Genomic DNA, 14,468 nt, shown 5'->3' on the forward strand with positions numbered 1-14,468 from the left:
CCTGCTTTCCTTCCTCATCGTTTTTCATTATACCAATTTCCTAAGCTTTGTACCATACTGTGTAGAGGCAGTTTTTGTATAGAAATTGGCGGTAATGACTCGATAAACTGCTGTCCGTATGATTTTGTTTCAATCCGGCGATCCAAAACGATAAACACCCCTTTATCATGGCTGGAACGAATTAACCGGCCGAACCCTTGTTTGAACCGGATAATAGCATCCGGCAGCGCAAGCTCTGTAAAGGAATTGCGTCCTTGCTGTGTTATATAATTGGCCCGCGCTTTAAATGCAGGCTCTTCCGGAGAAGAAAACGGCAGCCGCACGACAATAACTGCAGACAAACCGTCACCCGGCACATCGACCCCTTCCCAAAAACTGTTCGTTCCAAATAATACGGAATGATTAAACTTTTGGAAAGACTTTAATAAGCGCATACGGCTTCCGGATGTGACACCTTGTGCAAAAATCATATAGTCGCTTAACAATTCACTTTCCTGTATTAGATTGACCGTTTTACGCAGCATGTCCTGAGATGTGAATAAAACAAAACATCTACCATTCGTCATTCGCACTGTATTTGTGACCGCATGCGCGACCTCTTCAATATATTCGGATTGTGAAACGGCCTGAATGTCCGGCATGTCATTGACAATATACACCTCCGCCCCGTCATAATAACCCGGGTCCGCATGCAGCTTTTCAATGGGGATCGAAGGATCGATTCCCAGCTGGTTCGTAATAAAACGCTCATTACTTGGCACTGTTAACGTTCCGGATGTCCAGACGATGCCGCTTTTTTCACGGATTGGATCAAAAAGTTTCCCAATTGTCGATGTCACTTCGATCGGTTTTTTATAAAGCTGGATACTTCCCGGAACACTGCGCTGGTCCAATTCCAGCCAGCATGAATAGTCGGGATCCTGACTTAAAAATACATCATCCCACTCTGCAATTTTAATCGTAAACTCATTGACGATATACTGCCATTGCTCAATTAAATATTCATGCTCTGGCGCAAGCTCCTCCACACTAGAAGTGAACTTCCGTATAAGCTCGGTCGCCTCATCCACCCATTGCTGCACAGTGAGCGAAACTTTTATTAAAACTTCACGCCCCAACTGCAATTCAGAAATGAAGACTTCAATTTTCTGTTGTTTAGACTGGTGATTTGCAACCTTCACTTCTCGAAGCAATGCCGCCATTGCTGTATCAAACGCATTGACCATTTGAATATAGCGCTTTTCCAGCTGATCCAGTGTTTGATAATTCAGCAGCTGTTTCTTAATTGCAACCCGACGAATTTTATAAAATAGCTGTTCATCTTCCTGTATACCAATTTGTCCAAATAAATATTTCCAATTCATATAAGTGAAGATTTTTTCATGCTGATTGATTGCAGCTTGAATAAACTGATGCGCTTCATCAATTATCCATCCGCCTAATGAATTAAAAATCTGCTCATTGCGAACCAGATCACTTAGCAGCATTGCATGATTTGTCACAATAATGTCTGCCTGGCGACTATTTTGAATTGCCCGTGAGTAAAAATCATAGAGCGGCATTGTCGTTTTCGGCAATGCGCTCTTTCGGATTTTATCAAGGAGCAGCTGGCCGCCGCCTGACACATTCAGCTCACTTAAATCACCGGTCTCCGTTTTCGCCAGCCAGATCAGTGTTTGCAGTACTGTAAAAGTCTGATCATAGGATTCATCCTGGGTTTTTAGCTCTTTCTCGAACTTTTCAACGTCGATATAGTGATTCATCCCTTTTAATAAAGCCATTTTAATCGGCTGGCCAAGTGCCTGTTCCAATATCGGAATATCATTTTGCATAAGCTGATCAAGCAAATGAGAAGTATACGTACTAATTCCTATTTTTTGATTCGTTTTCTTAGCATAATAAATCGATGGCACTAAATACCCCATCGTTTTTCCGATGCCCGTTGATGCCTCGATAACGTGCTCCGCATTTGTGTTGAGTGCATGCCAAATGCTGTCCATCATTTGAAACTGCTGCGGACGCTCTTCAAAATCGGGAATTCCATTTAATAATAAAGTCATTTTTTCATCAGTCGTCTGCGGATAAACAAGTTCATCCCCATCACTCTTTGGCGTTGGTGCCATTTTGCGAATTGCAATTTTACGGTAAAAGACATGCCCTTCATCCGTTATTGCTTTGTTGCGTTTGATGACAAGCGCATCAAAAAACAGCTGGGCCAAATCTGTTCTCAAACGGAAAGAACGTTTATGCAATTGTTCCAAAGTAACGAGCGGCAATGTTAACAGCTCTTCCCAACAATGTTTAAGCAGGTACGCTGTTGCGAGTGCATCATCATCCGCGCGGTGTGCACTTTGCAGCACGATATTAAAATCGTTCGCTAAATCCGATAATTTGTAGCTTAACGACATCGGGAACAAAATTTTTGTTAGTTCGACTGTGTCAATTTTCTTGCCGTGCCACTTCGATAGGCCTGCACGGTTAAATTCTGCCTGTAAAAAGTTCAAGTCAAAATCGGTATTATGGGCAACGAATACTGCCCCTTCCAGCAGCTCATAAATATAATCCGCATACGCCTCAAATGGTAAAGCATCTTTTACATCTTCGTCTGTAATATTAGTTAAATCCTGTATAAATAACGGGATCGGTTTTCCCGGATTGATAAATGTAGAATATTTTTTTACGATTTCCCATCCTTGCATAATGACGATCGCGATTTGTATCATACGGTCGCCGCTTGCAGGAGAATGTCCTGTAGTTTCTATGTCGACAATCGCATACTTTTGACTTTCCTTCATTTTTCTTCAACTCACAGTTCAAGTAATATAACGGCATTTTATCATACTGGAGGCGATGAGGTCATGTAATTGGATAGAACGGATGAACGTGGCGGTGGAATGCTACCATCGTAAATATAGAGTCGATGCCGATATATGAACGTTCTAAATGTTCTAATATATTTTAAAATCATCTAATATATTTTTATTTGTTCTAATAAAATTACGATTTTCTAATATAACCGCCAACTGTTCGAATAAACATCCAAATTGTTCGAATATCATTTCAAGTTCATCTAATATCCACCTCAAGTTTTCTAATATAAGCTCAATTGTTCTAATAAATATTACGTGCAGCTTCACTTTTGCCATTAACGTATTACTTTTCATATTTTTTAGGCAAAAAAAACCTAGTGCCGCCTCAAGGACAACACTAGGTTAATATACTATGTATAGGTGTGCAGGGGCTCATCTCCCTGCACAATTCAAAAGCTTCCCAGCAAATCCGTGCTGTTGGTGGAGGCTTTTGTTGTGAAGACTAAATCTTCACAGAGGTTTTGGCACCTAAAATATAGAATACAACAAATTAAGAATTCTTTCAACTAGATTAATCCATTAAATTTGAACGATTTCCGAAAATTCCTTTTAACATTGGTGGTGTAACCAATGTTGTAATAATAATTACGATTACCATTGGCGTATAGTCTTCCGCCGGCAGTAAACCACTTGATAAACCCATACCCGCAAGAATCAATGCAACTTCACCACGAGAAATCATCCCTGCACCGATACCTGCAGAAGATTTCCAGCTAAAGCCTGCCAATTTCGCACCAATACCAGATCCGATCAGCTTAGATAAAATTGCAACGATTGAGAAGATCACCAAAAACCAAATATTTTCTGTAATCCCATCAAATGTAACAGATAATCCGATACTAACGAAGAAGAACGGCACGAAAATTCCGCTCGCAATTGGTTCAACTTTATGCTCGACTGTCTCTTTATATGGAGTGCGTCCGATCGCAATACCGATAAAGAATGCTCCGATAATTGTAGCGATACCAAAGTAATGCTCACCTATGTATGCTAACGCAAAACATGCAATAAGCGCTCCGCTTAACAGTGCCTCCGTAACTTTCAGACGGCTGAACGCTTTCAGGAACGGTGGAATAACCCATCTCATTACAACAAATAATAAAACAAAGAAGAATACTTTTCCGCCGATTAATACTGGAATTGAAACATCATCCCCTACAAGGAAACTCATTGCAATTGCGATTAATACTACGACGATAATATCATCCAGTACGGCAGCACCTAATAATGTAGAGCCTTCTTTACTCTTCAGCCAACCGATTTCGCTTAATGTTTGAACTGAAATACTAACTGATGTAGCAGCTAATGTTAGTCCGATGAAAATTGCCTGACCTTGTGTAAGTCCAAATGCCAATGCTAGCGGATAACTCATAGCAATCGGTAAAATGACCCCGCCAATTGCAACAAAAATTGCCCCTTTCATATTTGCATTTAAATCTTCCAAATCGGTTTCTAAACCGGCTAAAAACATTAATAGAATAACCCCTATCTGACTGAATGTTTGCATAACTTCACTGTCAGTAATCCAGCCAAGCATAGCAGGACCGATAATAATACCGATCAGGATTTTCCCAAGTACTGAAGGTTGTCCTAGACGAACTGTAAAATGCCCTGCTATTTTTGTTGCCAATAGTACGATAACTATTTGAAAAATAAACATAATATCCCCCTTTTACTATAGAAAAAGGCATGGTGCCGCCAGTTTTGACTGACTCCACCATGCCCCGCTTCATATAAGATTAGTTTTATTTTAAACAATAAAAAAGGAAAAAGCAATAACATTTTATCATTATCTGAATATTCCCTATTCAATGACAAGGAGATAGATTAGAAAAACCCCGGCAATACTTCTCGTTGAAAATATTGATTTTTTCTTAACCAAACATTTAAAATATGGCGATGTGTCAGTAGCTTTCTCCGTGAAGCATGCCTTCTTTGCGCTTCCTGCAGACTTTCGAGCAATATCCGTGTTTCCGTCAGACATTGTTCCGAATCAGTAATTACTTGTAAAGCCGGACTAATAAGCCTATGTTCCTGCAAAAGTGCAAGCACTTTTGCAAATTCTTGTCCCATCGCAATATAGTTTTCTTCTATATTAAAATCAATACATTGATATAATGTGTTTTCCACTTCTTTTTCTACAAGCTCCATTGACTGATTTTCCATATGTCACCTCATGTTGGAATTGTATACAACAAGTATAGTAGAATTCCGCACAATAAAAAAGAAATTGGATTGAAAAAAGCTACGGAGCATCTTATCTGCACCGTAGCACCAGGTTATTTTGCATGAATTGCTTTTCCGAAAACCGAACGTGCCGCATCTCCAACATGTTCGCTCACTGTCGGATGCGGGAAAATGAGCCTTGCCAGATCTTTTACCGATCCCCCCAATACTTTTGCCGCCAGCATGGAGTTAATCATTTCTGTCGCTCCATCACCAACGACACATGCCCCGTAAATATCGCCTTCAGGACTCGCTACAAACTTCATAAAGCCCTGTGTATTACCTTCAAGCAATGCTTTAGGGTTTGTAGGTAAATACATCTTCGTAACAATACTATCTGCAGGAGCTTCATGCTCCAGCATGCCAAATGTAGCAATTTCAGGATGCGTATAAACGCATCGCGGGATTTCCTGCTGATTGATCACTTTTGGATGTTTCCCTAAAATATAATCCACTGCATGTACCCCTTCTGCGCTTGCAGAGTGGGCAAGCTGGAATCCGCCAACTAAATCCCCGATTGCAAAAATACCGGGAATACTTGTTTCATAATGGTTATTCACTTTGATTAAACGACCGTCCATTTGCATTTCCAGCACTTCCGCGATTTCAGTGTTTGGACGGCGCCCTGTCGCAAACAGTAAATTTTCGAACGGGAAATTTCCGATTGATGTTTGAACATAGTCAGCATGGATTTCTTCGAATGTAAAGTCTGTCACAAGTTCGATTCCCAGTTGTTTCATTTTTTCTTTAATAATCGGTCGTGCATCTGGTTCTTCTGTTTGCAATATATCTTTACTATGGTTTAATACGGTTACTTTTGTTCCCATTGGCGCTAGCGCAAATGCCATTTCAATTGCAATGACCCCGCCTCCGATAATTGTTAATTGTTTCGGCAGCTCCTGGATCGAAAAAAACGTATCGGTTGTATGATAATTTGCATTTTCAAGCCCTTTAAATGGCGGAACAAATGGGCGGCTGCCTGTTGCTAAAATGACATGATCTGCTGTAAATGCCTGATTACCGATGATCACTTTTCGTTCTGCGGTGACAGTCGCTTTCCCCCGATACATTGTAATCTGCGCATTTTCGATAAACGTTTCAATATTTGATAATAGTTCGTCAACAACTCGATCTTTTCGCTGCATTAACTTCGGAAAATCAATATTAATCGTCGGTACTGTCACACCCCAATCCGTCCCGCGCCGAATTTCCTGTACCAGTTTGCTATGCTCAAGCATAATTTTCGATGGAATACAGCCGACATTATAACAAGCCCCGCCGACTTTATCTTTTTCTACAAGCGCTACTTTCAGCCCGCTTTTTGCCGCATGGATTGCTGCAACATATCCACCGGGACCTGCTCCAATAACTGCTAAATCAAAGTTTTCCATATATACCACCTCATTTTTCACATTAGCATTACAGTTCAGTGAATGCAACAAATCGTATACCTTTTTTTATTTTATTAAAAATATTCGGTCAATAAAAAAGCAGCGAAGTGCCAACTGCACTCGCCGCTTTTTCATCCATTACTTCAATACTTTAATTTCCACATTTTTACGTCCCCAATTAAGGGCTATTTTTTTTGTTTTGACAAATACATCAATACGATTTCCTTTAATCGAACCGCCCGTATCACCGGCAACCGCTACCCCATATCCTTCCACCCATACTTTTGTACCAAGCGGAATCACCTTTGGATCGACTGCAATTAGTTTTATATCCGGGTTTTTCTTCAAGTCAATTCCGGATGCCGTCTTTCCCGAACACCCTTTGCAATAGGCTGTAAAAGCACTTGCTTCAACAGTTAATGTTTTGACAACCTCATAGTCATCAATCGTTTCCTTTTTTTTCTCTTTTTCAGCCGGTACTTTTTTATTTTGAATATGGTCCGGTAATTTCAGCACGAGACCTTCCGTAACTTCTTCAATATCTTCAACCTCATTTAGTTCAAGCAATGTATATACTGATGTGTCATAAAGATCTGCAATTTCATCCAATTCTTCACCTTTCTTCACTGTATGCGTAGCTGCGATTGCTCCGCTCGCGAAAAATAAGGTAGTGACCATAAAGAAGGCAAAGCTAAATAATAGTTTATTTTGAAACATACTAATTATTCCCCCCTGTATCTTTTGTCTATTTTGTAAAATAAAGCTAAATCCAAGTCTACACATTTAATATTTCAAAAAGATTACAGGGAGATAATATAAAAATTACAAAAATATCCTTTTCAAACCAAAAATGTAATATAAAAAAAGCTGTCATATAGGAATAATCCATGACAGCTTTTCATATGTTCATTTACAAAATTGTTGCTTCCGGTTCGTATGCGATTATTTCTTTAATTTTATTGCTTTCCCCCATAATGGCCACAGTTGGGGTATGTTCGGCAACTTCTTTATTATCCACATACACGTAAGAAATGATGATGACAATATCACCTTTTTGAACAAGACGTGCCGCTGCTCCATTTACGCATATAACGCCTGAACCTCGTTCCCCGGCAATAATATATGTCTCAAAGCGCGCACCGTTGTTGTTATTGACAATATGGACTTTTTCATTCGGCAGCATTCCAACTGCATCCAAAATATCTACATCAATTGTAATGGAACCAACATAATTTAAATCTGCCTGTGTCACTTGGGCACGGTGGATTTTACTGTTCATCATCATTCTAAACATGGATTACTTCCCCTTTTAACGAAAAAATTAAATTATCGATTAAACGTGTTTCACCAATATGAACGGCAGCTGCAACAACGATTTGATCTGTCTGATCATCGACTTCCTGTAAATCCGGGTAGGTTAATATCATCAAATAATCAACGTGGCCATCCGTGTTGTCATGTATTATTTTCTTAGCCAGTGATATGGCGGATTCCACACTTCCGGATTCCAACAGTTCCCTTTTTGCAAGTTGGAGCCCCTGCTGTATTGCAGGTGCCTGTGAACGCTCTTCAGCAGACAAATAAATATTGCGGCTTGATTTGGCTAAACCATCCTCTTCACGTATAACTGGAACAACACGGATCGTTACCGGAAAATTGTAATCGCGCACCATTGTTTGAATGATTGCCACTTGCTGGGCATCTTTTTGTCCGAAATAAGCACGGTCCGGCTGCACTAAATTAAAGAGCTTCGCGACAACTTGCAAAACTCCGTCAAAATGACCAGGTCGGGTCGCCCCGCATAAAATATGTGCCTGACGTCCTGCTCGAATAGTGATTCCTCCATCGTGCGGATACATTTCCTCTACAGACGGCGCAAATATATAATCTACCCCTACCGATTTTGCCAGTTCTGTATCACGCGGTAAATCTCTTGGGTATGATTCAAAATCTTCATTTGGACCAAATTGTGTTGGATTGACGAATATGCTCATGATGACAAGTTCATTTTCGCTGCGTGCATTTGCTGCCAATGTTAAATGCCCTTCATGTAAATAGCCCATTGTCGGGACAAGACCGATTGACTGCCGGTTGTATTTTGCCGTTTTAACTACTTCACACAGCTCGGTAATTGTTGTTAATACATTCATTATTTTACGCCTCCGTAAAGCTCGATTAGCTCGGTTTCTTTCATTGTGAAACTTTGTTGTAATGTCGGGAAAGTACCTGATTTTACTGCGTTTGTATAACTTGTAATCCCCTTCTCTACCTCATCACCTACTCGTGCAAATGCTTCAACAAATTTTGGTATGTGATGTTTTCCGTATTGCAATAAGTCATGGAATACAAGTACTTGGCCATCCGCTTTTACACCTGCACCGATGCCAATCGTCGGAATCGTTAATTTTTGCGATACAGCTTCCGTCAACTGATGCGGAATACATTCAAGTACGACGGCACATGCACCTGCTTGTTCAACGCGTATAGCATCCTTTATTAACTTTTCCGCTTGCTCGGCTGTTTTGCCTTGCACTTTATAACCGCCAAGTACACCTGCCGATTGTGGTAGTAAGCCTAAATGTGCAACAACCGGGATACCGGCATTAGTTAACTTCTTAATAACAGGTACGATTTCATCTGCACCTTCAACTTTTAAGGCATTCGCATTCGTTTCCTGCATCATTTTCACAGCTGTTTTCAATGTTTCATTGATATCTCCATGATAAGAACCAAAAGGCATATCGACTACGATAAAGGTATCGGGTGCACCACGGCGAACCGCTTTACTATGGTGGATCATATCTTCTACCGTCACACGCATTGTCGATTCATAGCCCAATACAACCATCCCGAGGGAATCCCCGACAAGAATCATATCAACACCTGCCGCTTCTGAAAATTTTGCTGCCGGATAATCATAAGCGGTAATCATGACAATTTTCTCGCCTTGCTCTTTCATTTTTAAAAACTGTGCTGTTGTTTTCATGTTCTTCCTCCTTAAGTGGAAAGAAAACAAAAATACCCTTCTATCTAAAATTAGACAGAAGGGTAGGTACCATACGTAAATTCAATACATTCCATACTTAAATTGGAAATAATCCAACTACAAGTATAAAATGAATTCATTTATGCGCGTTTTCTTCCGTCTCTGTCTTGTGTAGATCAAAGCAGATTTTTTAAATGTTGACTAGCAGTTGCAGGTACAGTTCTATTAAGATACTGTCCTAAAGCTACTATAACAAGTTTGGAAGAAAACGTACAGAATAAATAATTAATGTAAAAAAATATTTCTACTTAGCTTTTACGGTAAAAGTTCAATATCCGCAGAGTAAATGCCTTTGATTTCCCCGTTCGCTTGACGAATTTCCAGGACACCGCTCTCAGTGATACTGACAGCTTCCCCTTCAACGACTTCCCGCAGCGTTGTTGCTTTTACACGCTTTCCGATTGTCCCCGAAGACTGTTCCCAGAGCTGTTTTATTTGACCGAAGCCATTTTTCACGTATTCATCACTGTATTTCTCCAAAGATTCAAGCACATTGGCGACGAAATGTACACGTTCAACCGGTTCTCCTTCTTCAATCGCAATCGAAGTGGCAATCGTTTGTAACTGTTCAGGAAAATCATCTATCTTCTGATTGACATTGATGCCAATACCAATTAACAACGCCTGGATACGATCAGCCTCAGCTACCATTTCAGTCAAAATTCCCGTTGTTTTTTTGCCGTTAATTAAAATATCATTCGGCCATTTGATTTCAGGAGTGAAATTTTTAAAACTGGACTTCATCGCTTCAACAATGGCTACAGCAGTGACTAGGGTAAATTGAGGGGCTTGGTGTGGGGCAACATCCGGACGAATGATGACCGTCATCCAAATCCCTTGCCCTTCTGTTGATTCCCATTCACGCATCATCCGCCCTCGCCCTGCTGTTTGATGCTCAGCGATGACAACCGTGCCATCCGGTGCACCAGCTCGGATAAGTTCATGCGCAACAAGCTGTGTCGACTCAACCGTTTCATAATAATGTACTTGGCGGCCATAACGTTCCGTCGTCAAAAATTGCTGCAATTGTCCCATATCCACTTTATCCGGTACAGATAGAAGTTTATACCCGCGTTTTTTTACTGTTTCAAACTCATAGCCTTCCTGCTTCAATGTTTGCATATGTTTCCATATTGCTGTTCGAGAAACATTCAGCTCATCCGCCAACACTTGGCCGGAAATCGGTTCTCCTTCCGCAGTCAAAAACCGTTTCAAAATTTCATCCTTCATCGTGAAATGCATAAAACCATTCCTTTAATTGTTGTTTATCATTTTGTACTTCCTCATTTAAGACCGCTTCTACTGCTGCATCTAATGTCTGTTTAATCCAGCTGCCGCGTTTTTTTGAGGACCAGTCCAACAAGTCTTTTCCTGTAACCGCAAGCTCATTTACATGCTGAATTGGCAATGCATTTTTTCTGGCCACTAATTCTTCGTAGCTCAATTCAAGTTTGCAATTTTGCCAAATAGTAAACTGGAAGGACGTTTTAAGAACGATTGTATCATAGCGTAACAAATCTACAAGACTCATCCCATTGCGTAAGCTTTCATAAGCATCCAAAACTGTTTTTACGAAGAGCTTATCCTTATTTGAACAGCGATACTTCGTAAGCAACGATAAATCGCTGCCGTTTACTAAACAGAAATATGCCCACCCAACTTGGCGATCTTCCGAATAATAATGTGCCCAATTAGAAGCAGTAAAATTGCCATGCAAGTAATCGCCCAATGTCGTTTTTTCCATGTAATCAATGCCGAATGACGCATGAGCAGATATAAAAATCTTTGAAAGTTCAACCTGAATGCGCTCGATTGCGACATACTCAATTGAAGCTGCTTTTTGCCGGATTGCTTCGAATGTATTTTCCTCGATTGAGAAGTGAAGCTGTGCAGCAAATCGGACAGCACGCAGCATTCGGAGAGCATCTTCTTCAAAACGCTGATCCGGCTCACCTACCGCACAAATAACTTTGCTATCGATATGTTGGCGGCCATTGTAATAATCGATGTACTCTCCCGATTGGCTAAGTGCCATCGCATTCATTGTAAAATCCCGGCGTTTTAAATCTTCTTGTAAATTACGAACAAATTCGACAGTATCCGGACGACGATGATCACTGTAAGTAGACTCTGTCCGGTACGTTGTTACTTCGATTGGCTCTCCACAGTCCAGTACAATGACCGTCCCGTGAGCGATTCCAACATCAATTGTTTGTGAAAAGATCGTTTGAATTTCTTCAGGCATTGCACTCGTTGCGATATCGACATCATTATTTTCCTTTTTCAAATAATAATCACGTACCGCTCCACCTACAATAAATGCTTCAAAGCCGGCATGTTCAATCTTTTTAATGACTTCCTTTGCCGCTTGCCATTGTTGCGGAATCATTCTTTTTTTCAACCACACTTTCATATATCCGTTCATATTGTTCAACCATTTTTGTTTGATGGAACTGTTCGCGTACTGATTGTAGTGCGGCTTCTTTGAAAGCTTGATGTTTTTCTTCATCCTGCAGCAGTTCGACCGCATAATCCGCGACAGCCTGGGTATCACCAAGTGGTACCAAATAGCCGTTCACACCATCATTGATCACTTCAGGAATCCCGCCGATTGCAGTACCGATACCTGGTACACCGCATGCCATCGCTTCCAATAATACGAGCCCGAATGATTCTTTTTCTGAAAGCAATAACTTTAAATCACTGATTGCAAAAAGTTCTGTAATGTTTTCCTGCTTACCTAAAAACAAAACATCATCCGTATAAGGTGAATCTTTAACCATATCTGTGACACGATGCTTTTCCGGGCCATCCCCGACTAATAATAATTTTGCCGGCATACGCTCACGAATCTTCAGGAATGAATCGACTACATCCGGCAGATTTTTTATTTTACGGAAATTCGACACATGGATAATTACTTTTTCATTCGGCAAAATACCAAATTGCTCTTTTAGATTGCCAGGGTCCACTGGCTTAAATACATCCTCATCGACGAAGTTATAAATTGTCTCAATCGGTTTTTTCGTATCGATTAAAGCATATGTCTGCTGTTTTAACGATTCCGAAACAGTCGTCACTGCATCCGAACAATCAATTCCATACTTGATTGCCTGCGCCAGCGTAGAATCTTCTCCCAAAACAGAAATATCTGTTCCGTGAAGTGTTGTGACAATACCAAAGTTCTCGCCGCTCATATGACGGGCCAATACCGCACAAACCGCATGAGGAATCGCATAATGAACATGTAATAAATCGAGTTTTTCCTCTTTTATAACATCAGCCATTTTACTTGCTAATGCAATATCGTATGGTGGGTATTGAAATACCGAATAATTATTCACTTCAACCTCGTGGAAAAAGACGTTTGAATAAATTTTATTAAGTCGAAATGGCACACTTGATGTAATAAAGTGAATTTCATGTCCTCGTTCTGCCAACATTTTGCCTAGCTCTGTTGCAATTACACCCGAGCCTCCCACTGTCGGGTAACATGTAATACCAATTTTTAATTTTTTCATTCGGCTCCCCATCCTTTCAACTATACGATTTTTACTTTCTTCAAAATGATTTAACACATTTATAAAGTAAAATTGACTGGCTCTTTATTTTCTGCGCTCTTCTAAAATGCGCCAGTCAACAAAACCTTCCTTAAGCCCTTTTAATAAAATTTCAGCTGTCCCCATATTTGTCGCAAGCGGTATATGATACAAGTCGCATAACCGCACTAACGCCATAACATCCGGTTCATGCGGCTGTGCTGTCAATGGATCGCGGAAGAAAAATACCATATCCATATCATTATTTGCGATCATCGCACCAATTTGCTGATCTCCCCCCAGTGGACCTGAGCGAAACTTCGTAATCGGAAGTGCTGTTTCTGCTTCAATCATTGTGCCCGTAGTGCCGGTCGCATATAGGTCATGTTCTTTCAAAATATCGCGATAAGCAATCGCAAACTGAATTAAATTATCCTTTTTCCGGTCATGTGCTATTAATGCAATTTTCATTATTATCAACTCATTTCTAAATGATGTTCTCTAATCCATAGATTAATGTATTGGTTTTCATTACCTCTTCAATACTAAATGTAACACCGCTCATAAAGCTTCCGCGATTTAAAGAATCATGACGAATCGTTAATAATTCACCTGTGCTGCCAAACAGTACTTGCTGGTGCGCTACTAAACCTGGAAGTCTTACTGAATGGATGTGCATTCCGTCATAGTTTGCGCCTCTTGCACCAGTATGTGTTTCTCTTTCATCCGGATGCCCTTGCTTTTTCGCCTCTCGTACTTCACTGATCATTTGCGCTGTTTTAATGCCGGTACCAGATGGCGCATCAAGCTTTTGATCATGATGCATTTCGATAATTTCCACATCCGGGAAATATTTTGCGGCATCTTTCGCAAATTTCATCATTAATATTGCACCAATCGCGAAGTTCGGTGCAATAATACAGCCTAATTGTTTTTCGGTTGCCATTTGCTGCAGTTCTTCAAGTTGTTCTTCGGTAAAACCTGTCGTCCCTACAACTGGACGTATATTATGTAGTAGTGCCTGTTTTGTTCGTTCATAAACACAAAGCGGATTTGTTAAATCCAAAAGCACATCCGGCTTTGTCTCACGCACAAGCTCAACAAAATTTGTATAAATCGGAACTTCATAATGATTCGGAAACTCTTCAAGCAAGCCCAGTGATGTACCGACCTCTTTATAGTCGAGTGCTGACACAAGTTCCATCCCGTCATTATTCATGATTGTATGTACTGCTTCTGTACCCATTTTGCCTCGTGCACCGGCAATTGCTACTCTAATTGTCATACTAAAATAACTCCTTTTTACTTTTAGTTGCTTTATCCTTGTTTAATTAATTTTGAGTAATATGGTGCGTCATTCAACCGTTCATCCATATTGTTGTCAAATGCGACAAAA

The 14,468-nt window shown here is 40.4% G+C and carries 13 protein-coding genes; all 13 read right to left on the reverse strand.

Going from position 1 to position 14,468, the window contains the following annotated elements; genetic code table 11:
* Window positions 1-14: 14 nt before the first annotated feature.
* The 13 genes from dinG to dapB all read right to left on the reverse strand — a co-directional run bounded on the left by dinG (window position 15) and on the right by dapB (window position 14,357).
* Window positions 15-2,795: an ATP-dependent DNA helicase DinG gene (dinG, locus tag CBM15_RS15325; protein ID WP_087618181.1), complete on the reverse strand. Its 2,781-nt coding sequence runs from the start codon at window positions 2,793-2,795 to the stop codon at window positions 15-17.
* A 586-nt stretch (window positions 2,796-3,381) separates the two neighbouring features.
* Complete coding sequence (locus CBM15_RS15335) at window positions 3,382-4,530, reverse strand: cation:proton antiporter (RefSeq protein ID WP_014824291.1); 1,149 nt, start codon at window positions 4,528-4,530, stop codon at window positions 3,382-3,384.
* 167 nt (window positions 4,531-4,697) lie between these two features.
* Complete coding sequence (locus CBM15_RS15340; RefSeq protein ID WP_087618182.1) at window positions 4,698-5,036, reverse strand: transketolase; 339 nt, start codon at window positions 5,034-5,036, stop codon at window positions 4,698-4,700.
* Window positions 5,037-5,149: 113 nt separating this feature from the next.
* Window positions 5,150-6,487, reverse strand: a complete 1,338-nt coding sequence (gene lpdA, locus CBM15_RS15345; protein ID WP_014824293.1) for a dihydrolipoyl dehydrogenase — start codon at window positions 6,485-6,487, stop codon at window positions 5,150-5,152.
* 138 nt (window positions 6,488-6,625) lie between these two features.
* Complete coding sequence (locus tag CBM15_RS15350; RefSeq protein WP_087618183.1) at window positions 6,626-7,204, reverse strand: 3D domain-containing protein; 579 nt, start codon at window positions 7,202-7,204, stop codon at window positions 6,626-6,628.
* A 193-nt stretch (window positions 7,205-7,397) separates the two neighbouring features.
* Window positions 7,398-7,781, reverse strand: a complete 384-nt coding sequence (gene panD / locus CBM15_RS15355) for an aspartate 1-decarboxylase (RefSeq protein WP_087618184.1) — start codon at window positions 7,779-7,781, stop codon at window positions 7,398-7,400.
* On the reverse strand, window positions 7,774-8,637 hold the full coding sequence (panC, locus tag CBM15_RS15360; RefSeq protein ID WP_087618185.1) for a pantoate--beta-alanine ligase: 864 nt from the start codon (window positions 8,635-8,637) through the stop codon (window positions 7,774-7,776). Before panC ends, panD begins: the two co-directional genes overlap by 8 nt.
* Complete coding sequence (panB, locus tag CBM15_RS15365; protein ID WP_087618186.1) at window positions 8,637-9,473, reverse strand: 3-methyl-2-oxobutanoate hydroxymethyltransferase; 837 nt, start codon at window positions 9,471-9,473, stop codon at window positions 8,637-8,639. Before panB ends, panC begins: the two co-directional genes overlap by 1 nt.
* Window positions 9,474-9,788: 315 nt before the next feature.
* Window positions 9,789-10,775 (reverse strand): biotin--[acetyl-CoA-carboxylase] ligase, encoded by a 987-nt coding sequence (locus tag CBM15_RS15370; RefSeq protein ID WP_087618187.1) that lies wholly within the window; start codon window positions 10,773-10,775, stop codon window positions 9,789-9,791.
* Window positions 10,753-11,922 (reverse strand): CCA tRNA nucleotidyltransferase, encoded by a 1,170-nt coding sequence (locus CBM15_RS15375; protein WP_239835865.1) that lies wholly within the window; start codon window positions 11,920-11,922, stop codon window positions 10,753-10,755. The genes CBM15_RS15370 and CBM15_RS15375 overlap by 23 nt, the downstream gene beginning before the upstream one ends.
* The gene (gene bshA, locus CBM15_RS15380) at window positions 11,882-13,054 is read right to left on the reverse strand and encodes an N-acetyl-alpha-D-glucosaminyl L-malate synthase BshA (RefSeq protein WP_087618188.1); all 1,173 of its coding nucleotides are present in this window, start codon (window positions 13,052-13,054) and stop codon (window positions 11,882-11,884) included. Before bshA ends, CBM15_RS15375 begins: the two co-directional genes overlap by 41 nt.
* An 84-nt stretch (window positions 13,055-13,138) precedes the next feature.
* On the reverse strand, window positions 13,139-13,543 hold the full coding sequence (gene mgsA / locus CBM15_RS15385) for a methylglyoxal synthase (RefSeq protein ID WP_087618189.1): 405 nt from the start codon (window positions 13,541-13,543) through the stop codon (window positions 13,139-13,141).
* A gap of 16 nt (window positions 13,544-13,559) precedes the next feature.
* Window positions 13,560-14,357, reverse strand: a complete 798-nt coding sequence (gene dapB, locus CBM15_RS15390; RefSeq protein ID WP_087618190.1) for a 4-hydroxy-tetrahydrodipicolinate reductase — start codon at window positions 14,355-14,357, stop codon at window positions 13,560-13,562.
* Window positions 14,358-14,468: the final 111 nt, after the last annotated feature.

It is taken from the genome of Solibacillus kalamii, assembly GCF_002174535.1.
Lineage (GTDB): Bacteria > Bacillota > Bacilli > Bacillales_A > Planococcaceae > Solibacillus > Solibacillus silvestris.